The sequence below is a fragment of the Capnocytophaga cynodegmi genome, assembly GCF_002302475.1.
Taxonomy (GTDB): Bacteria; Bacteroidota; Bacteroidia; order Flavobacteriales; family Flavobacteriaceae; genus Capnocytophaga; species Capnocytophaga cynodegmi.
In genome coordinates, this window is the sequence record NZ_CP022378.1 from 2,532,464 (window position 1) to 2,557,843 (window position 25,380).

General features: G+C 32.9%; 22 protein-coding genes and 3 tRNA genes. 13 read left to right on the forward strand and 12 right to left on the reverse strand.

The window, feature by feature from the left end; translation table 11 throughout:
- Positions 1-78: 78 nt before the first annotated feature.
- On the forward strand, positions 79-657 hold the full coding sequence (locus CGC48_RS11195) for a non-canonical purine NTP diphosphatase (RefSeq protein WP_098029632.1): 579 nt from the start codon (positions 79-81) through the stop codon (positions 655-657).
- Positions 658-662: 5 nt separating this feature from the next.
- The gene (locus CGC48_RS11200; RefSeq protein ID WP_098029633.1) at positions 663-1,277 is read left to right on the forward strand and encodes a 3'-5' exonuclease; all 615 of its coding nucleotides are present in this window, start codon (positions 663-665) and stop codon (positions 1,275-1,277) included.
- Positions 1,278-1,285: 8 nt separating this feature from the next.
- Here the strand turns inward: CGC48_RS11200 and CGC48_RS11205 are convergent, their stop codons facing one another.
- From CGC48_RS11205 to tgt, 6 genes are all read right to left on the reverse strand, one after another.
- Entirely contained in the window at positions 1,286-3,619 is a 2,334-nt protein-coding gene (locus CGC48_RS11205) for an ATP-dependent helicase (RefSeq protein WP_098029634.1), read from the reverse strand.
- 143 nt (positions 3,620-3,762) lie between these two features.
- Positions 3,763-4,449, reverse strand: a complete 687-nt coding sequence (locus CGC48_RS11210; RefSeq protein ID WP_098029635.1) for a PAS domain-containing protein — start codon at positions 4,447-4,449, stop codon at positions 3,763-3,765.
- Between the two features lie 252 nt (positions 4,450-4,701).
- Positions 4,702-5,181: a Dps family protein gene (locus CGC48_RS11215; protein WP_018278614.1), complete on the reverse strand. Its 480-nt coding sequence runs from the start codon at positions 5,179-5,181 to the stop codon at positions 4,702-4,704.
- A 124-nt stretch (positions 5,182-5,305) separates the two neighbouring features.
- On the reverse strand, positions 5,306-6,385 hold the full coding sequence (locus CGC48_RS11220) for an LptF/LptG family permease (protein WP_098029636.1): 1,080 nt from the start codon (positions 6,383-6,385) through the stop codon (positions 5,306-5,308).
- Entirely contained in the window at positions 6,382-6,801 is a 420-nt protein-coding gene (locus CGC48_RS11225) for a DUF6678 family protein (RefSeq protein ID WP_098029637.1), read from the reverse strand. Before CGC48_RS11225 ends, CGC48_RS11220 begins: the two co-directional genes overlap by 4 nt.
- A gap of 24 nt (positions 6,802-6,825) precedes the next feature.
- Complete coding sequence (gene tgt / locus CGC48_RS11230) at positions 6,826-7,956, reverse strand: tRNA guanosine(34) transglycosylase Tgt (RefSeq protein ID WP_098029638.1); 1,131 nt, start codon at positions 7,954-7,956, stop codon at positions 6,826-6,828.
- Between the two features lie 202 nt (positions 7,957-8,158).
- Here tgt and CGC48_RS11235 point away from each other — a divergent pair, with 202 nt between their 5' ends.
- The 8 genes from CGC48_RS11235 to CGC48_RS11755 all read left to right on the forward strand — a co-directional run bounded on the left by CGC48_RS11235 (position 8,159) and on the right by CGC48_RS11755 (position 16,119).
- Positions 8,159-9,565: an SPOR domain-containing protein gene (locus CGC48_RS11235; RefSeq protein WP_098029639.1), complete on the forward strand. Its 1,407-nt coding sequence runs from the start codon at positions 8,159-8,161 to the stop codon at positions 9,563-9,565.
- A gap of 39 nt (positions 9,566-9,604) precedes the next feature.
- On the forward strand, positions 9,605-10,237 hold the full coding sequence (locus CGC48_RS11240) for a 7-carboxy-7-deazaguanine synthase QueE (RefSeq protein ID WP_098029640.1): 633 nt from the start codon (positions 9,605-9,607) through the stop codon (positions 10,235-10,237).
- A 154-nt stretch (positions 10,238-10,391) separates the two neighbouring features.
- Positions 10,392-13,157, forward strand: a complete 2,766-nt coding sequence (locus CGC48_RS11245; RefSeq protein ID WP_098029641.1) for a sodium-translocating pyrophosphatase — start codon at positions 10,392-10,394, stop codon at positions 13,155-13,157.
- A gap of 306 nt (positions 13,158-13,463) precedes the next feature.
- Positions 13,464-13,547 (forward strand) — tRNA-Ser (locus CGC48_RS11250).
- 19 nt (positions 13,548-13,566) lie between these two features.
- Positions 13,567-13,641, forward strand: a tRNA-Pro gene (locus CGC48_RS11255).
- A 70-nt stretch (positions 13,642-13,711) separates the two neighbouring features.
- Positions 13,712-13,785: transfer RNA gene (locus CGC48_RS11260), tRNA-Arg, on the forward strand.
- Between the two features lie 129 nt (positions 13,786-13,914).
- A complete protein-coding gene (locus CGC48_RS11265) occupies positions 13,915-15,741 on the forward strand; it encodes an alpha-1,3-galactosidase-related protein (RefSeq protein WP_098029642.1) in 1,827 nt (608 codons plus the stop codon).
- 216 nt (positions 15,742-15,957) lie between these two features.
- Positions 15,958-16,119 carry a hypothetical protein gene (locus CGC48_RS11755; protein ID WP_157909906.1) on the forward strand — a complete coding sequence of 54 codons (162 nt, stop codon included), beginning with the start codon at positions 15,958-15,960 and terminating at the stop codon, positions 16,117-16,119.
- Between the two features lie 240 nt (positions 16,120-16,359).
- Here the strand turns inward: CGC48_RS11755 and CGC48_RS11270 are convergent, their stop codons facing one another.
- Positions 16,360-17,403, reverse strand: coding sequence for an isochorismate synthase (locus tag CGC48_RS11270; RefSeq protein ID WP_098029643.1), 1,044 nt, complete (start codon positions 17,401-17,403; stop codon positions 16,360-16,362).
- 48 nt (positions 17,404-17,451) lie between these two features.
- Positions 17,452-17,877: a PaaI family thioesterase gene (locus tag CGC48_RS11275; protein ID WP_018278623.1), complete on the reverse strand. Its 426-nt coding sequence runs from the start codon at positions 17,875-17,877 to the stop codon at positions 17,452-17,454.
- A 94-nt stretch (positions 17,878-17,971) separates the two neighbouring features.
- Between CGC48_RS11275 and porD the strand changes: the two genes are divergently transcribed.
- Together porD and recN are read left to right on the forward strand one after the other, a co-directional pair.
- On the forward strand, positions 17,972-18,853 hold the full coding sequence (gene porD, locus CGC48_RS11280; protein ID WP_098029644.1) for a type IX secretion system protein PorD: 882 nt from the start codon (positions 17,972-17,974) through the stop codon (positions 18,851-18,853).
- A gap of 66 nt (positions 18,854-18,919) precedes the next feature.
- Positions 18,920-20,578, forward strand: coding sequence for a DNA repair protein RecN (gene recN, locus CGC48_RS11285; RefSeq protein WP_098029645.1), 1,659 nt, complete (start codon positions 18,920-18,922; stop codon positions 20,576-20,578).
- A gap of 55 nt (positions 20,579-20,633) precedes the next feature.
- Here the strand turns inward: recN and CGC48_RS11290 are convergent, their stop codons facing one another.
- The 3 genes from CGC48_RS11290 to CGC48_RS11300 form a co-directional block, all read right to left on the reverse strand.
- On the reverse strand, positions 20,634-21,068 hold the full coding sequence (locus CGC48_RS11290; protein WP_018278626.1) for a PepSY-like domain-containing protein: 435 nt from the start codon (positions 21,066-21,068) through the stop codon (positions 20,634-20,636).
- A 73-nt stretch (positions 21,069-21,141) separates the two neighbouring features.
- Positions 21,142-22,425, reverse strand: a complete 1,284-nt coding sequence (locus CGC48_RS11295; protein WP_098029646.1) for a sensor histidine kinase — start codon at positions 22,423-22,425, stop codon at positions 21,142-21,144.
- Positions 22,422-23,093, reverse strand: coding sequence for a response regulator transcription factor (locus CGC48_RS11300; RefSeq protein WP_041993513.1), 672 nt, complete (start codon positions 23,091-23,093; stop codon positions 22,422-22,424). Before CGC48_RS11300 ends, CGC48_RS11295 begins: the two co-directional genes overlap by 4 nt.
- A gap of 179 nt (positions 23,094-23,272) precedes the next feature.
- Between CGC48_RS11300 and CGC48_RS11305 the strand changes: the two genes are divergently transcribed.
- Positions 23,273-24,823: a sulfatase family protein gene (locus tag CGC48_RS11305; protein ID WP_098029647.1), complete on the forward strand. Its 1,551-nt coding sequence runs from the start codon at positions 23,273-23,275 to the stop codon at positions 24,821-24,823.
- Between the two features lie 63 nt (positions 24,824-24,886).
- Here the strand turns inward: CGC48_RS11305 and CGC48_RS11310 are convergent, their stop codons facing one another.
- Complete coding sequence (locus CGC48_RS11310) at positions 24,887-25,300, reverse strand: DUF4293 domain-containing protein (RefSeq protein ID WP_098029648.1); 414 nt, start codon at positions 25,298-25,300, stop codon at positions 24,887-24,889.
- Between the last annotated feature and the right edge of the window lie 80 nt (positions 25,301-25,380).

A 25,380-nucleotide genomic window follows, 5' to 3' on the forward strand; every position in this document is an offset into this window, starting at 1 on the left:
CATAATTTTGTTAAAAAAGAGGTATATGACTCGTAAGTATACCTCTTTTTCTTGTGTAATAATAAAAAGAAGAATAAAATGCGTGAATTTGTATTTGCTACCCATAACCATAATAAGATGAGGGAGATACAGTCTCTTATGCCTGATGATATAAAACTTTTGAGTTTAGATGATATCAAATGTTTTGAGAATATTGAGGAAACGGAAGCAACCATTGAAGGAAATGCAATTTTAAAAGCGAATTATATTAAGGAAAAATATGGTTACAATGTTTTTGCTGATGATACGGGATTGGAAGTGAAAGCATTAGGTGGTCAGCCTGGAGTTTATTCAGCACGATATGCAGGAAATCATAAAAGTGATACTGATAATGTGCAATTACTTTTACGAAATATGGAAGGTAAAACAAACAGAGAAGCACAATTTAAAACCGTGATAGCATTGTGTTTAGACGATGCTACTTATGTGTTTGAAGGAATTGTAAGGGGAATAATTACAAATACTCCAGTAGGTACTAATGGTTTTGGTTATGATCCTGTTTTTCAGCCTAATGGTTTTTCTCAGACTTTCGCACAACTTCCTCTTGCTACTAAAAATGAAATAGGTCATCGAGGAAAGGCTTTTAAAAAATTACTTGACTTTTTAGAAAATTATTAAAGTATATGTCGTTTTTTAATATATTTCGGAATAAATCAAAAAAAAATGAAGTTCCTCTGGAAAACGTTCGTTTTGTAGTTTTTGATACAGAAACCACTGGATTTAAGTTCTCTACAGATAGGATATTATCCATAGGAGCTGTAATCATTTTAAATAATCGTATTGATTTAAAGAATAGTATTGAATTTTTTTTGGAGCAGGAAAAATCAAATCCTGAAAGTATTCCTATTCACGGAATTATAAAAAATCATAAGTATCAAAAATTGGCTGAAAGAGAGGCTCTTGTCCAATTTTTGGAATATATTGAAGATGCTATTCTGGTAGGGCATCACGTAGGATACGATGTGAAGATGATAAATGCTGCATTACAACGAAATGAGCTTTCTCCCCTAAAAAACAAGTATTTAGATACTAATTATCTGTTTAAGAAAACCAAAGTCATTAATTATCTTTTGAAAAATGATAAGAATTATAGTTTAGATGAAATTTGTCAAGAGTTAAACATAACAACTCACGACAGACATAATGCAGCAGGTGATGCTTTTTTAACAGCAATTGCTTTTCTTAAAATTATAAATAAATTGAAAATTACTACATTAGGAGCTTTGCTGAAATTGTAAATAAATGCTTAGATTATTGTTAATTTAGCAAATTTCAATAAAATTTTTTTGATACCACCTACTTCAAAGTTGATTTCAGCTTTTTTGTCATTTCCAGCTCCTTCCAGTGATAATACTTTTCCACGTCCAAAACGTTCGTGCTCTACCAACATTCCTATTTCTAATTGTAAACCAGTATTTGAGCCTATTGCGGACGAATTCCCATTCATCGGTTTTAGCTTTCTCAATCGCTGTAAGGCTTCTCCTGTGGGGGCGTTTGTTGATGGAGGAGTTGAACTTATAGGTTTTTGTAAACGTAATTTACTTTTATCTACTTCTCCAAAAATATCTCTGTTAATCAATGGTTTATATCGATAATTTGGATTACTGATGGGGGGAGTTAAGTACTGTACATATTTTGAATCAATCTCATCAATGAAGCGACTTGGCTCACTATCAACTATTTTTCCCCAACGATAGCGATTTTCAGCATAGGTAAGATATGCTTGTTTTTCGGCTCTTGTCAGTGCAACGTAAAAAAGTCGGCGTTCTTCTTCCAGTTCTGAGCGTGAATGCACACTCATTCCAGAAGGAAATAAATCTTCTTCCATTCCAACGATATATACATAAGGAAATTCCAATCCTTTTGCGAGATGAATTGTCATCAAAGCCACTCGGTCATCATCTTCAATTTCTTTGTCCATATCGGTAGCTAAGGAAACATCTTCCAGATATTCGGAAAGACTTGAAGTACTATCAGCAACATCTTGCTGTCCTTCCACAAAATCTTTAATCCCGTTAAGCATTTCCTCAATGTTTTCCATTTTAGCAATACCTTCAGGCGTTCCATCTTTTTTGAATTCTTGTAGTAATCCTGTTTTTCGAGCCACTTGTTCAGCTATGTCGAAAGCATTAGCTTGTTTGCTGAATTCCTGAAAGTTACGAATCATTACTACAAATTCCGTCAAACGTTGCTTGATTCCAGCTCCAATATTTAATCCCTCAATTCGATTGATATTGTACATTACCTCAAAAATAGATTTTTTGTAATGATTTGCTGTCAAAGTTAGTTTTTCAATGGTTGAGTTACCTATTCCTCTTGCTGGAAAGTTGATAATTCGAATAAGAGCTTCTTCATCATTTGGGTTGACAATCAGTCGCAAATAAGCTAACATATCTTTGATTTCCTTACGTTGATAGAACGATAATCCTCCATAAATTCTATATGGAATATCACGTTTTCGTAAGGCATCTTCAATGGCACGGGACTGAGAGTTAGTTCGGTAGAGTACAGCAAATTGCCCATTTTGCATTTGATGTAACATTTTATTTTCAAAAATAGAACTTGCTACAAATCGCCCCTCATCGGAATCGGTTGCACTTCGATGTATTTTTACGGGTTCACCCAATTCATTGGCTGTCCAAACAACTTTTTCCAAACGAGTTTTGTTATGTTCAATAACTGAATTAGCTGCCTCTACGATATTTTTGGTAGAACGATAATTTTGTTCCAATCGATATACTTGGACATTTTGGTAATCCCGTTGAAAATTCAGAATGTTATTGATATTGGCTCCTCGAAAAGCATAAATACTTTGAGCATCATCACCTACCACGCAAATATTCTGGAAACGGTCAGCTAAAGCCTTTACAATCAAGTATTGAGAATGATTTGTGTCTTGATACTCGTCAACTAAAATATATCGAAAACGATTTTGATATTTAGCCAAAACATCAGGATGCATATTTAGTAGTTCGTTGGTTTTCAGTAGTAAATCGTCAAAGTCCATCGCTCCAGCTTTGAAACAACGTTCTACATAGTTTTGGTAAATTTCTCCCATTCGCGGACGTTTTGCCATTGCGTCAGCTTCCATTAATTCAGGGTTGTTAAAATATGCTCGAACGGTTATCAAGCTGTTTTTGAAAGATGAAATGCGAGATTGAATTTGTTTGTATTTATAAATGTCTTTATCGAGTTCCATCTCTCGTATGATAGCACTTATCAAACGTTGAGAATCTTGAGTGTCATAAATAGTGAAATTTTGCGGATATCCCAATTTATCAGCTTCGATACGTAATATTTTTGCAAAAACAGAGTGAAATGTTCCCATCCACAGGTTTTTAGCTTCACTGTTTCCCACAATTTCCGCAATACGTTTTTTCATTTCATTGGCGGCTTTGTTGGTAAAGGTAAGTGCTAAAATATTGAAAGCATCAACACCCAAATGCATCAAATTAGCTATACGATAGGTCAAAACCCTCGTTTTTCCAGAACCTGCACCAGCAATAACCATTAGAGGTCCATCTTTCTGAAGAACAGGGGCTTTTTGAGCGTCATTGAGTAGTGATAGATATCGTTCCATAATCAATTTTTTGAAGGGGCAAAAATAGAAAAAATAATTGAAAATTGGCAACGAGTTTAGAAGGGAGAAGCTCATATAAAAAATATTGCTGACTCGAAAAAATCAGCAATATCCTCATTTTGATTATGAAAAAGTATGATTTACTAGTTTATAGAAAACAATCGAGTGAAAAAGTTTTTACGTCGTGTGTCTTCACTCTTTTCTTCGTTAAAGATATCATCAGAAATCTCTTTGAGAGGCATAATTTCGTCTTCAGGCTTTCTTTCATCAGTAACAATTTGTGTAATGTTTGCTGTTGTATCTTCACCTACGATGTCCATTATATACTCAACATACGATTTTCCTTGTTTGTCAAGAAATCCTTTGAAATAGCGATTACTTAGGTCTGTTCCGCCAATCTTTTCCAGTTTCAGAAGTGTTTCATAAAGAGGCATAATATGCTCATTGATAACATTTTCTGCCACAGACCTTCTTCTTGCTGTAAATGATACAATTTCTCCTTCGGTATTTCTATTTACTTCAAAATCAGTGATTACCCAGTAATATTTTCCCGATTTTGAAATATTTTTAAGAATAACGTGAAAATTTCTTCCTGCGAGAATATTCTCCCAAAGAATCTTGAAAAGAATCTGCGGAGAGTCAGGATGCCGAATGATATTATGCGGCTGTCCTAGTACTTCTTCAATTGAATATCCACAAACATCCAAAAATGTTTGATTGACATCAATAATTGTCCCAAATTTGTCAGTAGTAGAAACAATAGTTTTTGTTTTATCCCAAACAACTTCCTGATTAATGGGAACTGGCTTACAGATAGATTGCTTTACCATATAGCAGTAATATTATGTATTCGGGGCAAAAGTAATAAAAAAATGTAAAAATAAAAATAGAAAATGTTAAAAATTTTTACATTTAAATTTATTGTAGATATATGTTTTTGAATATTTTTATTTTAATTTATTGGTTATAAAACTTTTATGTTTTTGTGTGGAAAAAATAAAAAAAGTTAATAAAAATATAATTTTATAAACTAAAAACTGCTTTATGAATAGAAAAGATTCATAAAGCAGTTTCTAAATAGCTTATATTGTTTCGTTCAAATATGCTTTTAACATCCAAATATTTTTCTCTTGGTCTGCGATCAGCTCTCCAACTAAGGCAATAGTTCCTTCGTCATTTGCTTCATCGGCTGTGTTTAGCAAGTTACGTTCTATTTTAAGAAGTTCTGAAATGCTATCCATAATCAAACGTACAGTTGCATCATCATTGAATACGTTGTGTCCTACAGGCACTTTTGAATTTTTTACGTAGTCTTCAAACGTATGAAACGGAGTAAACCCTAATGTTAAAATACGTTCCGCTATTTCATCAACGTGAACTTGAGCTGCGTTGTAAAGTTCCTCAAATTTTACGTGAAGCTCAAAGAAGCGTTTTCCTTTGATATTCCAATGTACACCTCTCAAATTTTGATAATATGTTTGAAAGTTTGCTAAAAGTACATTTAATTCATTTGCTACATTTTCTACTTTTGACTTTTCAAGTCCTAATGCATTATAACTCATAATATTAATATTTTTGATTTGTTAGATGCAAAGGTAGGAAAATTAAATAAGCATAAGAGAGTTTTCGGATTGATTTTTCTTATAGTATTATTTTATTTTTCTTATAAATTGATTTACAAACGATTTATCTTTTTGTTGCCCTTAGTAGATATATGGCTAAAATCGAAAATATAACGTTTGGAATCGCCACAGCCATCAGAGGAGATAAGCCTGAAGTTTCTGCAAGAGTTCCAAAAATACGGTCAAAAAATACAAAAACAAAACCTATGACAATCCCAAAAGCTAAGTTTATTCCCATTCCTCCTCGTCGTTTTACGGAAGAAACAGCAACTCCTATGATAGTTAAAATAAAGGCAGTTACCATCAATCCCCAGCGGCGATATTTTACTAAAAGATAGAGGTTTAGATTAGGAGAGCCTTTCATTTTTTCGCGTTCAATAAACTTATTTAATTCAAAAATATTTTTGCTTTCAGCGGCGTATTCTACAGGCATTAAATCATCAACCTCAAAGGTGAAAAGTGTGTCAAGTACTTGTTTCTTTTCGATAATATCGTCATTCTCACCGATCGTTCTTTTTACATAATCTGTTAGCCGATAAGTTTTTATACTATCATTTTCAATCCATTTTATAGATTGAGCCATTATCTTCTCCTTTAGATGAATTCCATCAAAATGCTCAACAGAAAAATTGTATCCCGTTTTATCTTCGTAATTGAAAGAGCTAACATATAAGTAATCATTCTCCGAGAATTGGTTGTACAAATCGCTTACACTTGTTACTGAATTACTTTGTAAATATTTGTTATAGAATTCATTATAATATTTACTTGCTGCTGGAACTATGAACATTCCCATAAAGAATACTACTACAGAAACAATAGAAGCTCCAATGAAAAAGGGGCGCAAGAAGCGGTTAAACGAAATTCCTGAACTTAAAGTAGCGATGATTTCTGTGTTATTAGCCAATTTGGAGGTAAACCATATAATGGACAAAAACAACAGAATTGGAAATAGAATATTTGCAAAATATATTGAAAAAGCTCCGTAGTACATTAATACTTCATCGATAGGAGCTTTTCTGTCAATCATTTTATCAACTTTTTCTGACAAATCCACAACAATTCCAATAGGTACGAAAAGCAATATTAACATTAAAAATGTCATCAAATATCTTTTTAATATGTACCAGTCTAATATTTTCATTTGTATCCGTAGATTTTTAGTCCGTTTTCATCTTTTTCATAACAAAATTGTGCCAAATTGCTCATTGCTTCCTCAATTTTATCAATTGGATTTTCTTTGTATCGAGAACTTAGCTTTTCCGTTCTGTTAAATCTTTCTATTTCATATTTTTGAGGAATAAAAATCCATTCAATTTCCTTAAAAGAAAACACTCCAAAAATAGTATCCATATAATTTTCTCCAATATATCCGATACTAAAATCATAAATTTTATCCTCTAATAAAAATTTGATTTTACTTTCGTTTATCGAAAGGTTATTAATTGAAAATTCTTCAAAAAATTTGTACCACTTGCTATCGTTCATAAAAGACGCCCGATGAGAAATTTCTTTATCAAGTTTCTTTTGATAGATATCGTAAGGCAGTTGTGTTTTCATTGTTATGAACTTTAATTTTTTGATTTATAGTCGCTGCCCCAATTGTTTTACCATTTTTTCTTTCCAGAAAGCAAAATCCCCAGCTAAGATGTGTTTCCGAGCCTCGCGAACTAACCACAAATAAAAACCTAAATTATGAATAGACGCGATTTGTTTGCCTAAAAATTCATTTGCTGCAAATAAATGACGTAAATAAGCCTTTGTGTAATAGGTATCTACGTATGTATGTCCGTCGGGGTCAATGGGCGAAAAATCATCTTCCCATTTTTTATTTTTGATATTGATAATCCCTTGGGAAGTAAAAAGCATTCCGTTACGTGCGTTGCGTGTAGGCATCACACAATCAAACATATCTACTCCTAAGGCTATGTTTTCCAATATATTAACAGGTGTCCCGACTCCCATTAAATAACGAGGTTTGTTTTTAGGCAAGATATCGCAAACTAAGTCAGTCATTTCGTACATATCTTCAGCAGGTTCTCCTACCGAAAGCCCTCCAATGGCATTTCCGTCAGCTCCTTTTGAGGCAATGTATTCTGCCGATTGCTCACGTAAATCTTTATACACCGAACCTTGAACGATAGGGAAAAGCGATTGCGAATATCCGTATTTTGGTGGTACTTTTTCCAAATGCGAGATACATCGGTCAAGCCAACGATGCGTCATTTGCATTGATTTTTTAGCATATTGATAATCACAAGGATATGGGGTACATTCGTCAAAAGCCATTATAATATCCGCTCCGATACTTCGTTGTGTTTCCATCACATTTTCAGGCGAAAAGAAATGATACGAACCATCAATATGACTTTTAAATTTCACACCTTCTTCCTTAATTTTTCGAGTATCGGAAAGTGAATATACTTGATAACCACCACTATCGGTAAGGATATTTCTATCCCAGTTCATAAACTTGTGAAGCCCACCTGCTTTTTCTAAAATAGAAGTAGTTGGGCGTAAATACAAATGATAGGTGTTTCCTAAAATAATATCTGGATTGATATCTTCTTTGAGTTCGCGTTGGTGTACTCCTTTAACCGATGCGACCGTTCCGACAGGCATAAATATCGGAGTTTCAATGATTCCGTGGTCTGTTGTGATTTTCCCGGCACGAGCTTTAGTGTGCTGGTCTGTTTTTAATAATTCAAATTGCATTGATATTCTTCGTATAATTTATGTTTTGCAAAAAGCAATAATCTGCAAAAGTACAAATAAAATTCAATAATTCTTCAAAAAAGAATTTCAAGCATTTATTTTAGGTCTATTCATAGTATTTGTTTGATTCTTTACGTGTGTCGTTTTTTTTATTTCTTGAAGAAAATATTTTTATCTTTGCAGAGTTTAATAAAATCAGAAGATGAAACACTTACTACTTATAACTTCAATTTGTGCAATGGTTTCGGTTTCCTCATATGGCCAAGCTCCATCTAAAGAATTTACTATTCGTTACGAAGCCTCTTTAAAAGGAGAAATGAAAATAATAGGAAACAATATTGTTAATAGAAAAGACAGAAAAAACACTGCAAATGTTCCTTTTAACGACCGTTCTAATAAGGTAAAAATGAATGATGAATTGGATATGCAATATATTGATATTGATGATAATCCAAATACATTTTCTTCAAGCAGTGCAAGTTTTTCTTTTGATGGAAAGGAAGGTTCAAAAGTTGTTTATGCAGGATTGTATTGGACAGCAACCTATCCGTATGATTTTGGGGTACTTAAAGGCAAGAATTACAAAATTAAGAAATTGGATAGGCAAATTGCTGATAATGTGATGATTAAAATTCCTGCTAAAGAAGAGTATCTATCAGTAAAAGGAGAGCTTATCTTTGACGGAATTGAGGAAACTTCACTAAAAGGAGTAGCTCCATATGTTTATTATGCTGATGTATCTCATTTATTTACAGATTCTTCAGTAGTAGAAGGAGAATATACCATTGCGAATGTGAAAGCTGCAAATGGTTACATAGCAGGTGGGGTGGCAGCAGGTTGGGCTTTGGTGTTTGTTTATGAAAGTCAGATTAGTAGTGAGAAAAAAATCATAACATACGATGGCTTTTCTGTTATTAATAATTATCCTAAATCATTCAATTTCAGTGGATTTTTAACTCCAAAGGAAAACGTATTCCATACAAAAGTTATGGGAACTGTGCTAGAAGGTGATTTTAGTATAGCTGGAGATAAAGTGTTTATTTCCAACCCTGTAACTGGAATTTCTTTAGACTTAGAAACTGAAACTCGCTCTTCAAGAAATTTTTTCAATAGTGGAATTACTGATAATAATACTTTTGTAACAAGTAGAAATCCAGCGAGTCAAAATACATTAGGTTTTGATATTTTTAGTCTTGATGTCCCCGACAATCAATTACTTATTCCAAATGGAGCAAGTTCTTTGAAAGTGACTTTTTCAAGAAGTGCAGATCAATATTATTTATTTCTGACTGCATTACAAATAGAAAATGTTGTTAAAGAACTGAAAGAGGAGCAATTTTTAGAGCCTATTGTTGAAAATTCTAATTTTAAGTATTACGTAATTGTGGGAGTCTACCTAAATCAACGCAATATGTTAAAACAAATAGAAAAACTTAAAAAATTAGGATATAAAACAAATACAATCTATAACAAAGAGCGAAATCTTAACTACATATATGTAGAAAAATATGATACCTATAAAGAAGCATCTTTGAAAGCAGAAGAAATTAAAATTATAGCCAATATTTCTGATGCTTGGGTTTTAAAGGTAGAAGACTTACCAGAATAGAAATTATTATTGTATTTTTGCACCGCAATAATTGTTAAGATGTTAGATAAAGAAACTCAAAAAGCTGTGGATAAAGGAGAAATGCTTCCATTAATGGAGGCATTTTATACGATTCAAGGAGAGGGATATTATAAAGGTTCGGCTGCTTACTTCATTCGTGTAGGAGGTTGTGACGTGGGATGCCATTGGTGCGATGTAAAAGAAAGTTGGGATGCAGAGAAACATCCTCCCACGCACATAGATATAATTGTGAATGAAGCTGTTAAATACTCTGATACAATCGTAATTACAGGAGGAGAGCCTCTTATGTGGAATATGTTTCCTTTAACGCAAAAATTGAAAGATAATGGTGTGAAAACACATATAGAAACCTCAGGTTCTCATACACTTACGGGTGTTTGGGATTGGATTTGTTTGTCTCCCAAAAAGATGAAATTACCAACTCCAGAAATTTTCGAAGAAGCTGATGAGTTAAAGATAATTGTTTACAATAATCACGATTTTATTTTTGCTGAAGAAATGGCTTCAAAAGTATCAGAAAAGTGTATTTTATACTTGCAGCCAGAGTGGAGCAGACGCGAAAAAGTAATTCCTGAAATTGTGGATTTTGTGATGAAAAATCCGAAATGGAAAGTTTCTCTTCAAACACATAAATATTTGAATATTCCTTAAAATTAGGCAATTGTTGGTTGTTCATTTTTCATAAAATGAAATTTTAAAAGCTTTTCAATTGTTAAATTTTAAGATTTTTTTTGATACTACTTTTAATAGTGTTACTTTTACGGCTTTATTTTACATTAATATAAATTTAAGTTAATATGTCATTATGGAGAAATTTGTACTTTATCTTCCATTAGTCCTTGCAATTTGCGGACTTATTTTTATGATTACCAAAGCTATATGGATTAATAAACAAGCAACAGGTAATGAAAAAATGCAAAGTATTTCTGAAAAAATTCAGGAAGGAGCTTTGGCTTTTTTGAATGCGGAATATCGCATTTTAGCTATCTTTGTGGTGATTGCATCGATAGCTCTTTTTGTGGTTTCCCGAATGGTTGAAACCTCACATTGGCTTATTGTAGTGGCTTTTGTTTTCGGAGCATTATTTTCTGCATTGGCTGGAAACATTGGTATGCGAATTGCTACTAAATCAAACGTTCGTACTACAGAAGCAGCTCGTACCAGTCTTCCAAAGGCTTTGAAAGTTTCTTTCGGAGGAGGAACCGTTATGGGATTGGGAGTCGCTGGGTTGGCTGTACTTGGTTTGAGTTTATTTTTCATTATTTTTATTAACGTTTTCTTACAAGGCAATAAGAGTTTTTATGATGAAATGACTATTGTTTTGGAAGCCTTAGCAGGATTTTCGCTTGGTGCCGAGTCTATTGCACTTTTTGCTCGTGTTGGTGGCGGTATCTATACCAAAGCGGCTGACGTTGGTGCAGATTTAGTAGGAAAGGTAGAAGCTGGAATTCCAGAAGATGATCCTCGTAATCCAGCTACAATTGCTGATAACGTTGGAGATAACGTTGGAGATGTGGCAGGTATGGGAGCTGATTTGTTTGGTTCGTATGTGGCTACCGTATTGGCTTCAATGGTATTAGGAAATTATATTATCAAGGATATTACTGAGGCTACGGGAGTAGCTTATTCCGATAGTTTTGATGGTTTGGGACCTATTTTACTTCCTCTTGTGATTGCTGGTGTGGGAGTTATAGCTTCTATTGTAGGAACTTTCTTCGTAAGTATTAAAAACAATGAAGCTAAGGAGAAGCAAGTACAACAATCACTAAATATGGGGAATTACGTGGCATTGGCTCTGACACTTATTTCTTGTTGGTTTTTGATTGATATGATGCTTCCTGAAACTATCCAAATGAGATTCTTTGGTGAAGGTATCAAAGATATTCCAAGCAGTAATGTATTCTTTGCAACAGTTGTTGGATTAGCCGTAGGGCTTTTGATTTCTGCTTTTACAGAATATTTTACAGCTTTGGGTAAAAAACCAGTATTGAATATTGTTCAAAATTCATCAACAGGAGCTGCGACTAACATAATTGCAGGTTTGGCAACAGGAATGAAATCAACATTTTCGTCTGTTTTGCTTTTTGCTGTGGCAATTTGGGGTTCTTACGAATTAGCTGGTTTTTACGGAGTTGCAATTGCGGCTTCGGCTATGATGGCTACGACGGCTATGCAATTAGCAATTGATGCTTTCGGACCGATTGCCGACAATGCAGGAGGTATTGCTGAAATGAGCGAACTACCGAAAGAGGTTCGTGGACGTACAGATATATTGGATTCAGTAGGAAATACCACTGCTGCTGTTGGTAAAGGATTTGCCATCGCATCAGCAGCTTTAACAGCATTGGCTTTATTTGCTGCTTATGTTACTTTCACTGGAATTGACGGAATTAACATTTTCAAGGCAGATGTATTGGCCGCATTATTTATTGGGGGAATGATTCCAGTTGTTTTTTCAGCTTTGGCAATGCAATCGGTAGGAAAGGCAGCGATGGATATGGTTAATGAAGTTCGTCGTCAGTTCCGTGAAATTCCAGGTATTATGGAAGGTAAAGGTACTCCTGAATATGGAAAATGTGTTGATATTTCAACAAAAGCAGCACTTCGCGAAATGATGCTTCCAGGAGCTATTACTATCATTACACCTATTATTATTGGTTTTGTGATGGGAGCTGAGGCTTTAGGAGCTTATATGGCAGGTGTGGCTGTATCGGGCGTTCTTTGGGCTATTTTCCAAAATAATGCTGGTGGAGCTTGGGATAATGCGAAAAAATCTTTTGAAGCGGGAGTTGAAATTAATGGACAAATGACCTACAAAGGTTCTGATGCTCACAAAGCTGCTGTAACAGGTGACACGGTAGGTGACCCTTTCAAAGATACATCAGGTCCTTCAATGAATATTTTGATAAAACTCACTTGTTTAGTAGGTTTGGTAATTGCTCCAATTTTAGGTGGACATACATCAACTGCAAATGATTTACCTTTATCTAAAGTTGAACTAAATCAAGAAAATGTTTCTGATGTTGTTCAAAAAGAAGAGGTTAGTGAAAATTCAGATAAAGAGTTATTAGATGCTTATGGGAATTATAAATATGATGTAGGAGAGGTTTCTATGTTGAATTTACCAGATAATAATGGGCTTCAAGTTGGATTAAACTCCTCTGAAAGAAAGATTGTTAATCTATTGTTAGATGAAAATTTTGATATAGAAAGAGACGCAAAACAAAATTGGATTACTCTTGATAGAACTTATTTTAAATCAGGAAGTGATGAATTAACATCTGATTCTGATGCACAGTTAATGAATATAGTTACAATTTTAAAGGCTTTTCCAAAAGCTGGACTTCGTGTTGGTGGATATACGGATAATTCAGGAGACGCTCAGAAAAATATCGAATTATCAAAAAGACGTGCCGAATCTGTAAAAATGAAATTGGTAGCTTTGGGAGCAAGTGAATCTCAATTAAGTGCAGAGGGTTATGGAGATAGACATCCTGTATGTCCTGAAAATGACACGCCTGAGTGTAGAGCAAAAAACAGACGTGTTGATGTTAGATTGTTCGCTAAATAATTAAGAAAAAATTATGCAAAAGAAAAGTACAAAGTTCTAATTACTTTGTACTTTTTCTTTTTTCAGAAGTAGTGAATTTTTAAGAAACAGCTCATTATTTTATGAGGAGGTTTATAATTTTTTTAAGATATAAAAATTTTTACAAAGAAAAGAATAAATTTATGTAATGTAAAATATTGAGGATAAGTGTGATGAAAAAAAATGTGAAAAAATAACTAAAAAAACTTCAAATTTATTTGCATAGAAAAAAATAACATTCTATATTTGCACTCGCAAAACGGAAACAAAGACGTTCATAATAATAAAGGAGAGGTGCCGGAGTGGTAACGGAGCAGATTGCTAATCTGTCATCGGGTAACCGATGCCTGGGTTCGAGTCCCAGTCTCTCCGCATCAAAACAAAAGTTTTTCGGGGCGTAGCGTAGTCCGGTCATCGCGCCTGGTTTGGGACCAGGAGGTCGCAGGTTCGAATCCTGCCGCCCCGACTGAAAAGTAAAATATATTTCACAAATGTTTCAATATTGCATTTTGGGAATATATTTTTTTGGTTAAAGGGGTCACGTAGCTCAGCTGGATAGAGCATCTGCCTTCTAAGCAGACGGTCGCAGGTTCGAATCCTGCCGTGATCACGAGAATTTGTTTCATTTTGTATTAAAATTTATGTTCAGAGTAACGCGGAACGAGAGTTCCGCGTTATTTTTTTGCCTTTTTTCTTTACTATTGTTATCTTTGCTCAACTAATTTCAAAAAATAGATTGATGAAAACGTACATTTTTCTTCTGGCCCTTGCTTTAGGAGTTTTCCTAAGTTGTGCCGTTAAAAAGACAGAAACAATTCAGGAAGTTGAACACAAAGAAAACTATTCTCCTGTGATAAAAAAACAGATAGAAGAGATTAAAACAAAGAACAATACACAAAGAAATATTGTTCTGGAAAAGGGTATTTATCATTTTTATCCTGAAGGAAGTTTTGAAAAAGAACTCTACATTTCCAATCACGATCAAGACAATCCTAAAAAGGTTGCATTCTATTTAGAAAACCTCGAAAATGTAGTTATTGATGCAAAAGGAAGTCAATTTATATTTCACGGAACAATGATTCCTTTCGTTTTGAAGAATTGCAAAAATGTTGTCCTAAAGAATTTTTCAATAGATTTTCAATATCCGCATTTGAGACAGCTGGAAATCCTGGAAGTTGATAAGGAAAACAATATCACTATAGCTGAAATATATCCTAAGCAAAATTACCGAATAGAAAATGAAAAATTGATAGTCTTTGGGGAAGATTACGCCGTAAGTCCGATAGTTGCAATGGCATTTCGGGAAGATAAAAAATTAGCTTACAAACGTGCTGATGTCAATTTTACTCCTGAAAAAGTAACTGAACTACGTGATAATGTGCTAAAAATAGAAGGCTGGGAGCAAAATCAATTTACAGAAAGGGGAGAGCGATTTGCCCTACGAACATATCATCGTCCTACACCAGGAATTGTAATTGATTATTCAAAAAATACACGTGTTGAAAACGTAAAAGTACATTACGCTTACGGAATGGGACTATTAGCACAGCTTTCGGAAAATATAACACTTGATAAGTTTGCTGTCTGCTTAAAAGAGAATGATTCCCGATACTTTACTACACAAGCCGATGCAACTCATTTTTCTGCCTGTAAAGGAATTATTCGTTCTGAAAACGGTTTGTATGAAGGAATGGCTGATGATGCTATTAATGTACACGGAACTTATCTTAAAATAATTGAGCGGACAAATGATCATACTATTAAGGCACGTTATATGCACGATCAGGCTTGGGGATTTTTATGGGGAGAAGTAGGCGATGAAGTTCAGTTTATTTCCTCAAATACAATGGACTTAGTCGATAATAAAATCTATAAAATAAAAAGTATCAAAGCTGTTGATAAACCTTCGGAATTTGGTGCTAAGGTTTTCGAAATTGCTTTTACAGAGAATATCCCTCAGGAAATTGAGCCAAGTAAACCTTTCGGAATTGAAAACCTAACGTGGACACCCGAAGTCATCTTTAATAATAATCTGATAAGGAATAACAGAGCCAGGGGAGCATTGTTCAGCACTCCCAAAAAGGTGGTTTGTGAAAATAATGTGTTTGACCACACGCACGGAACAGCCATTTTGCTTTGCGGAGACTGCAACGGATGGTATGAAACGGGTGCTTGTAGAAATGTCATCATTAAAAATAACAAATTCATCAATGCTTTAACGGCAAGATATCAATTTACGAATGCTGTCATTTCCATTTATCCTGAAATCCCGAATTTAAAAGACCAAAAACAGTATTTCCATTCAGGAATCGTGATTGAAAACAATGTTTTCGAGATGTTCGATGAACCTATCCTATATGCTAAATCAGTAGATAATCTTGTTTTTAAGGATAATAAAGTTATTAAGAATGATAGTTTTAAACCTTTTCACTGGAATACACATAAATTTTTGTTCGAACACGTGAAAAATGTAACCATAGAGAACAATCATTTTGAAAAACCACTTTCCGAAGAGGATATCAAAGTAAATTTGTCTAATAAAGAGGAAATAAATTGGAAGAAATAGATTTCTTTATATAAGGGAAACATTACCCATATTAAAACTTTGCTGTAAAATGGTAAGATATACATTTGCAGCAAAGTTTTTTAGTTTTACTAAATCATAATTAATCTCACTTTATAATAGTTCTACTTAAAATTATAATAATTTCATATTGATTTTATCAAAGTACATCTGGATTTTGTTTAAGTACATCTTGATTTTGTTTAAGTACATCTTGATTTGATTGAAGTATATCTTGATTTAGTTGAAGTACATCTTGATTTGGTTAAAGTACATCTTGATTTAGTTGAAGTATATCTGGATTTTGTTAAAGTACATCTTGATTTGATTAAAGTACATCTTGATTTAGTTGAAGTACATCTATTTTTTCTATTTGGATAAAAGAAAAATCCTTCAAACAATGAAGATATAAAGCATATCTACATCGATGAAGGATATTTATAAATGAATAAGAACAAATTTCTGTAGGAATTACTTTCTATCATTCATTCTGAACTTCTTTACAATCTGATCTTTGTTTAGAATGATATTACTTGTATCAGTTTGAATGTAACCCAATAAGTATTGTTTCAGTAATTTTTAAATTTTAACTAGTATCAAGACTAAAAATAGAATGCTTTATCAAAGAATTGCAAACATTGTTTGTGCTTTATTCTGTGTTTCTTCCCATTCCGCTTGTGGATTGGATTCTTTTAGAATGCCTCCGCCTACATAAATGAAAACTTGGTCATTTTCTATCTGCATACATCGTAAATTGACATAAAAATCAATAGAATGTTCCTTGCTATCAACAATTCCGCAGTATCCTGAATAATAGGAACGATTATAATGCTCATTTTCCAGAATGAATTGCTTTGCTTCATTGTAAGGAAAACCACAAACAGCAGGGGTTGGGTGTAATTTATCAACGATAATGAAAGGATTTTCATTACTTTTTAATTTAGCCACAATATCTGTGCAAAGATGTACAACGTTTGCTGCTCTGATGGTTTTTACTTGCGAAACATCAAGATTATTTACGTGTGGAGCTATCTTGTGAACAATTACATTGGTTACGATTTGTTGTTCATCTTTCTCTTTTTCTTTCCAAATATGCTTTCCTGTTTCGTTGTAAGGTTGTGTTCCCGCAAGAGCCATTGTATAAAAATGATTTTTGTTTATGCTAAGCAGTTTTTCGGGCGTTGCGGCAATCCAAGTGCCTATTTTTGGGTGTGAAAATAGATAACAAAATTCTGAAGAATAGTGTTTTGTTATTTTTTCAAAGACATTTACAGGATTTGCTTTATGATTTATAGTTATTTTTCGAGAAAGAACAACTTTTTCAAAGTTTCCTTCCTGCATTTGTACAATAGTTTTTTCTATTAGCTTGATATGTTGTTCTTTTTCAAGATTACTGAAAGGGATTTCTTTCTTTATAGGGGCATTAATATGATTGCTTTTTAGTTCTTCTTGATACTTTTTGTCTGCTTTGATAATGATTGAAGAATTATCATCATTATGAAAAGGAGCTAACACAAATCCATCAGCGGAAAATGAATTATCAAAGCGATAAACTACATCATCTGATTGTTCAAATACTTCTATAATGTTTGAATTAGGCTTTTTGAAAGTAACAAAAGGAATACCAGAATTATATAATTCAATGATTTTATTAAAAATGGTCATACTAAGTTATTTAGCAATGATGATTAGAAAGAGAGAAAGCTATTTTTGCTATTGTTCTTTTATCTTTATGGTTGTAAACTTACAGAATGAAATTAGTTTATGTTCTTGGTTTGTAATTTCTATCTCCCAAAGTTGTAAAGTACGACCAGCATTGATGCAAGTGGCTTTAGCGAATACCATTTCGCCTATTTTTGCAGACCTAACGTGATTGCCACTCAATTCGATGCCTCGTATGCTTTCTCCTTCCTTACGATAAAGAATCCAAGCAGCAATGCTTCCTGCACTTTCTGCCAATGCGAGAGTTGCTCCTCCGTGTAAAACGCCATCAATTTGAGTAACTTTTTCTGTGACAGGCATCTTCAAGATAATATAATCCTGACCCAATTCCACGAAATCAACTTCCCAGAATTTCATCAGATTGTCACTTGAAGTTTCTTTCCATTTTTTTAGTAAAGTTTGTTTATTTTCTTCCATAAATATTATTTAAAGCGTAAAGATATAAAATTTTTCAATTCTTTTTCTATTCCATAAAAATAAATTATATTTGCGTGAAATATAGACGAAAATTATGAAAAAAAATTTATGTATTTTAGTTTTAATTCTTGGTTGGAATTTGCATTCACAAGAATTAAATGCTTTGGTTTCTATCAATACACAAAAAATAAGTGTTACTAATAAGTCTGTGTTCAGAACTCTTGAGAAATCATTACAAGAATTTATCAATAAAACACAATGGACAAACCAAAAGGTACGAGAAAATGAGCGTATTCAATGTAGTTTTACACTTGTAATTAATAAATATGAAGGAAATCGATTTGAAGCAAGTTTGCTGGTACAATCATCTCGCCCTGTTTTTAATACATCGTATCAAACACCTGTTTTAAATTTGCAGGATAAAGATGTTTTTTTTAATTATCAAGAATACGAACCTCTTTCTTTTAACGAAAATACATTTGAATCGAATTTAACTTCAGTTGTGGCGTATTATGTATATCTGATTTTAGGTTTTGATGCTAATACTTTTTCTGAATCAGGAAGTCATCATTATTTTACACAAGCTCAGAATGTTGTAATTTCAGCTCAGAGTAGTGGATTTGGAGGTTGGACAGATGATGGAAGCAATAATCGTTGGTTATTGGTGAATGAGTTACTTTCCGAGAATTATCAGAATTATCATAAAACTTGGTATCAATATCACCGATTAGGGTTAGATGTAATGAGTGGCAATGAGAAACAAGGAAAGGAAGAAATTCAAAAAGCGATTTTGCTTCTTGAGAAAATCCCAAGCCTTAGGTTAAATTCCTATGCGATGAATTTATTTTTCAATGCTAAAACTGATGAAATTGTGTCAATTTTTTCAGGAGGAAGCATCTTTAATACAACTTCATTAAAGGAAATGTTAAGCAGAATAGCTCCTTCGCAAATAGTAAAATGGAATCAGATTAAGTGATAATTTCTTAATCGGAAAATAAAATATCATTTGTAATTTTATATAATATCTATTAAATATAAAAAAATGCTAAAAGCACTTTCAATAAAAAATTTTGCACTAATTGATGATTTGCAGATTGATTTTCCAGAAGGTTTTATTATCATTACAGGAGAAACAGGAGCTGGAAAATCTATTTTGTTAGATGCGTTGTCTTTAGTCCTTGGGAAACGGGCAGATATGTCAGTTTTGCGAAATACTGATGAAAAATGCGTCATTGAGGTAGAATTTGATTTGAATAAATATCAATTTAAATCTCTTTTTGATGAATTAGAGATTGATTATGATACAAATACGATTATCCGAAGGGAAATACTCCCAACAGGAAAATCACGTGCTTTTATCAATGATTCACCTGTAACTTTAGATGTTCTTAATAAATTAGGACAAGTATTAGTTGATATTCATTCACAACATCAAACTATTTTGTTAGGCAATTTGGGGTTTCAGTTTGAAATCATTGATGCGATGGCAGGTAATAAGGATTTAAGAGAGGAATATAAATCTTTATGGTCATCGTTGAAGAAATCACAAAAAAAGTTGCAAGAACTTATTGATTTTCAGAAAAATGCAGCCAAAGAATACGATTATAATTTACACTTACTCAAGGAATTAAAATCGGCTCCCTTGCAAGAAGGCATACAAGAACAATTGGAAGAAACCTATGAAGAAGCTTCGAACATAGAAGAGATAAAGGAACGAATTTCCGAGAGTTTGTATTTGCTCAGTGATGAAAATACGGGGATTGTTAATCAACTTCGAGAATTAAAACGAACTTTTTCGAGCCTAACGGATTATAAACAGCAATACAGAGATATATTTGAACGTATTGAATCTGCATTTCTTGAGTTGGAAGATTTACAAAGTGAAGTTTTTGACATTGATGAAAATATAGAAGCAAATCCTGAAATATTAGCAGATATTTCTCAGCAATTAAATTTAATTTATACGCTTCAGAAGAAACATAAAGTATTAACAGTTAATGAATTAATAAAAATTCAAGAGAATTTAGAAAAATCAGTTTCGCAAACTGAAAACATTGAGGATTCTATCACAGAACAGCAACAAATTGTTGAAAACAAAAAGGCAGAAACGTATCAAAAAGCACTTCAAATTCATAAAACTCGAGAGGAAATAATACCGAAATTGGTAAAAAAACTCACTGATTTTACACACGAATTAGGAATGCCAAATGCTCGTTTTTCCGTTGAAGTAACCCCTACAGGAACGTTTTTCAGTAATGGAATTGATGAGCTTTCATTTTTGTTTTCAGCCAATAAGGGAGGGAATTTTGGTCAGCTCAAAAAGGTAGCTTCAGGAGGAGAACTGTCACGCATAATGTTGTCAGTCAAGGCAATAATGGCAGAACACATTGCGCTTCCTACCATTATGTTTGATGAAATTGATACAGGAGTTTCAGGAGAAATTTCTCAAAAAATGGGCGATATTATGAAAAAGATGAGTACAAATCGCCAAGTTTTTGCCATTACTCACTTGCCACAAATTGCAGCTAAAGGAGATTATCACTTTAAGGTTTTCAAAGAAGATATTAATGGTAAAACTACAACTCATTTAAAACATCTTTCTGAAGATGACAGAATTACTGAAATTTCTGAAATGCTTGGAGGTAAAAATAGTAGTAAATCGGCAAGAGATCACGCTATAGAATTGTTAAAAAAAGGATAGTAAAATAGTTGCTAATTATAAATAACCCCACAAAAACTTTGTGGGGTTATTTAATTTAATCATCAACTCGTTTAAAGTTACCTTTAGAATCAAATTCAAGCTCCAATCCATTGGATAATTTTACTTCCTGAGTGCCAAAGAAGCCTTTTTCAATTTTTACAATCCTTGTATTTGCAAATTTTGCTTTTACGTACGAGGTGATGTTTTTTGAAATGAATTCAGTGGGGATTTCAGTGTAATTTCCATCAATTTCCGTCCATTCTCCCTTTTCATTGAATTCAATTTTAAGTCCTTCCGAAAATCGTACTGTGTAATCATCTGAGGAAAAATACTCTTTATCAAGGATTATGTAATCCAAAGTGTATTGCGAAAAGTGTTTTTTTATAAAACTTTGAGCCTCTTGAGGCAGTTCATTTTGAGTTACAACAGATTCTTGAGCATTGATTGTCATTCCTACAAATAAAAATAACATTGTAGCTAATTTTTTCATATGTGATATAAGTTTAAATTTGTGATGCAAAATTGAGCAATGATTTGGGAATAAAATGGGAAAAGTGAAAAAATTATATTTTTTTTACTTCAAAAGTGTGTAAATCATTTTCAAATTGATAGTTAATTTTCAAATTTTGTGTATTATCAATGATTGTTTTTACAATAGAAAGTCCTAATCCTGTTGATGTTGTATCTTGATTGGATTTATAAAACCTATTGAAAATGAGTTCTTTATTAAGTGGTTTGGAATCAAGAGATGAATTTTGAATATTGAAACCATTTTCATAGAAATTGATGCAAATAATTCCTGAGTTTTTGTTGTATTTGATAGCATTACGCATAAGATTTGAAACTAAAATGTAGGCTAAATCAGGATTTATCATTGATTTGAAAGTATTATTTTCATTCAGTTTTAGTTCAATTTCTTTAAAATCAATCATATCGGAAAAGTCTTCAACAATTTTTTTGGTTACATCATTAAAGTTAACTTCTTCTTGTGGACTAAATTGATTATTTTCAATACGTGAAAGCATCAGAAGGGATTTATTCATTTTTACCAGCTTCAGTAAAGTTTCACGCGTATTGCTAAGCTCAATGAGATTTTCTTCGCTCAGAGTTTCATCTTCTAAAAGTATTTCTATTTTGTTAATTGCAATAGCCAGAGGAGTTTGCAATTCGTGTGAAGCATTTTCGATAAATTGTTTTTGGTGTTTGAACATTCGTTCATTTCGGTCAATCATTTTTTGAATTTGGCTATTCAAAAGATTAAATTCCCGAACATTTGTTGGTTTTTCTTTTTTGTCATCACTTCCTTTTCCTAATTGATAATTTCCTAATTTTTCAAGTATTTTATAGAAAGGTTTCCAGGTTTTTCGTAGAATTATATTATTTATCATAATAATGCTCGTTACAATTACAATGTAAAGAGCAATTAAAGCTATGAATAGATTTTGTCCAAATTCATCTTCCTCCACAATTGAGGTGCGAATTTCAAGGCGTTTGGGTTGTCCTTCTTTATCTCTGAAATAAGTCTCCAAAACACGATAAGGCTCAACATCGTCTTCATATTCCATATAAAACGACTCAGTTCTGAAGTAATTACCTTCTCTGTATTCATCAAATTCGATGGGGGTAATTCGAAATTGATTGAAATCAAAATCATTGATAGCTAGTATTTTATCATTTACATATGCTTCACGAATGATCTGAATTTTTAAGTTCTTCAGTCCGTCATCAATGTTATCATAAACCTCTTCAATCAGGAAAGTATAAAAAAGGGTCGCCCAAACAGCAATGATAATGAAGAGTGCTGAGGCAAGATATTTTAACGTATAACTTTTTAACGAAACACTCATACTAATTTGTATCCAATTCCGTAAACTGCTTGAAAATCAATTTCTGCATTATATTCTTTGAGTTTTTTTCGCAAATTTTTTATTTGTGAATAGATGAAGTCCAAACTATCGGCTTGGTCAATATTATCACCCCAAACCGATTCCGCCAGAGATGTTTTTTGTAGTGTTTTTTCGGGGCGAATCATAAAATAATAAAGCAAATCAAATTCTTTGCGATTCAAAGTCATTTCTTGCTCATTTACCAAAACTTTTCTGTCTTCAGGAAAGAGTTTTACATTTTTGAAAGAAATAAAATTTTCACCATTTTGGTTTCTTCTTCGTATGGCCGATTTTATTCTTGAATGCAACTCTAACAAATTGAATGGTTTAGCTAAATAATCATCAGCTCCTAAATCCAATCCTAAAACCTTATCTTCAACAGAATCTTTTGCAGAAATAATAATCACAGCATCTTTTTTGTTCAGGCGTTTAATTTCTTTCAGGATTTCAATTCCACTTCCTTTGGGTAACATAATATCGAGTAAAATACAATCGTAATCGTACGCTCCAATTTTATCAACGCCTGAAATATAATCAGTTGCTGTTTCAACAATGTATTTTTCTGTTTTGAGAAATTGTTGTATTGTTTCCAGCAGAGCAGGTTCGTCCTCGATGATTAAAATTTTCATACCTTTTTCAAAATTTTCAGACGCAAATTTATAAAATCATTTGGGAATAAACTTGGAAAAGTCTCTATTTTGCATAAAATAGTTCTTTAGCATATTTTTTAACAGATGAAAATTTCACACTAAAAATTATTTCCTAAATTTGTCGTTGTCATTTTATTGAAAATCCAAATAATTGTTTTATGAAAATTAAAATTATCAACTTATTGTTTTTACTACTTATTTTTTCTTGTGGGGTTAGAACAAAAAAAGAAGATGATAAAGTACAGCAAAAACCAAATGTGATACTGATTGTTGCCGATGATTTAGGCTATGGCGATTTGAGTTGCTATGGGGCAGAACATATTCAAACACCTCACGTAGACAAACTTGCTGATGGAGGAATTTTGTTTACTAACGCACACACAACTGCGGCAACTTGCACACCCTCACGTTATTCATTATTTACAGGTGAGTATAACTGGAGAAAAAAGAATACAGGAATTGCAGATGGCGATGCAGGAATGATAATTCGTCCTGAGCAAACTACTATTGCAGATGTTTTCAAATCAGCGGGTTATACAACGGGAGCCGTAGGAAAGTGGCATTTGGGACTAGGAGATACGCAAGGTTCTCAGAATTGGAATGGTTTTATATCGCCAGGTCCTTCTGATATAGGGTTTGATTATTCTTTTTTGATGGCTGCTACGGGAGATAGAGTTCCTTGTGTTTGGGTTGAAAATCAGAAGGTAGCTAATTACGATGCCAATGCACCAATAGAAGTAAGTTATAAAGAACCTTTTGAAGGAGAACCTCTGGGGAAAACACATCCTGAATTGTTAACAAAATTAAAACCTTCTTTAAATCACGGGCATAATCAAGCCATTGTAAACGGAATTTCTCGTATAGGTTATATGAAAGGTGGAGGAAAAGCCTTGTGGGAAGATGAAAACATTGCAGATTCGATTGCTTCAAAAGCAGTACAATTTATTGACAAACATACTAAATCGCCATTTTTTTTGTATGTAGGAACAAATGACATACACGTACCAAGATATCCACACGCTCGTTTTGCAGGTAAAAGTGGAATGGGATACAGAGGAGATGCTATTTTGCAGTTTGATTGGACTATCGGACAGATAGTTGAAGTTCTTAAAAGAAAAGGATTGTTTGAGAACACACTAATTATTGTTACCAGTGATAATGGTCCTGTGATTGATGATGGTTATCAAGACCAAGCTGAAGAACTTTTGGGAAGTCACAATCCGTGGGGAAAATTTCACCATCGTGGTGGGAAATATAGCAATTTTGAAGCAGGTACTTGTGTGCCTTTCATAGTAAGTTTTCCAAAAACAATTAAATCTGGTACGTCTGATGCCTTATTTTCTCAGGTAGATTTATTTGCAACGTTAACAACTCTTATAAATAAAAATATTCCAGAAGGAGCAGCAAAAGATAGTCAAAATCAACTAAGAACATTGTTAGGAAAAGAAACGAAAGGGCGTTCCTACATCATAACTTCAGCAAATTCATTATCAATTAACGATGGGAAATGGAAATACATTGAACCTAATAATAGAAATGCTTATCAAAAGTTGACACGTACTTTTTTAGGAAACTCACCTGAGGAACAATTATATCATATTGAAAAAGATATTTCTGAAAAAGAAAATGTAGCCGATAAGTTTCCTCAAAAAGTAAAGGAATTAAAAGAAATTCTTGAACAAGAAAAACAAAAGGGATATTTGAAATAATAAAAAAACCTAAGCAATTTGCTTAGGTTTTTTTAACGCACTAACACTACTAAGATTATAGGTCTATCGTAATCTATCTGCTGATTTTACAAGATTTTCGTCCCGTCGGATAGCTTGGTTAGCTAAAAATAAAAAAACGATAGAAAGAACGGGTAAGAAAATCCCAACACCCTTCTCAGAAATTAAACTTTCTCCGGATGAGGTTAGCACTCGATATACAAACATTCCTAGTAAAGTAAGATTTATAAGAATATTCAGCCTGTTAAGAACAAACTGAGTTTGTCTTGTCTTGAATTTTAAAATACTATAAATCGCTAAAAGAGCCGATACAGCGAACAGAATTCCGCTTATTGTGTCATTTTTGTAAGCGAATATGGTTACGTCATTTGCTTGTTTGTACAATGAAAACAACCAAGGTAGCACCCCTCCAATAATCACTACTGCTAACATATAAACGCTCTGTATTCTCTGAATCATAGCCTAAAATTTTTCATCGTGCAAACATACATAAAATTGCTATATCTGCAAAATTTGAATCACATTTTTTGTTATGAAAA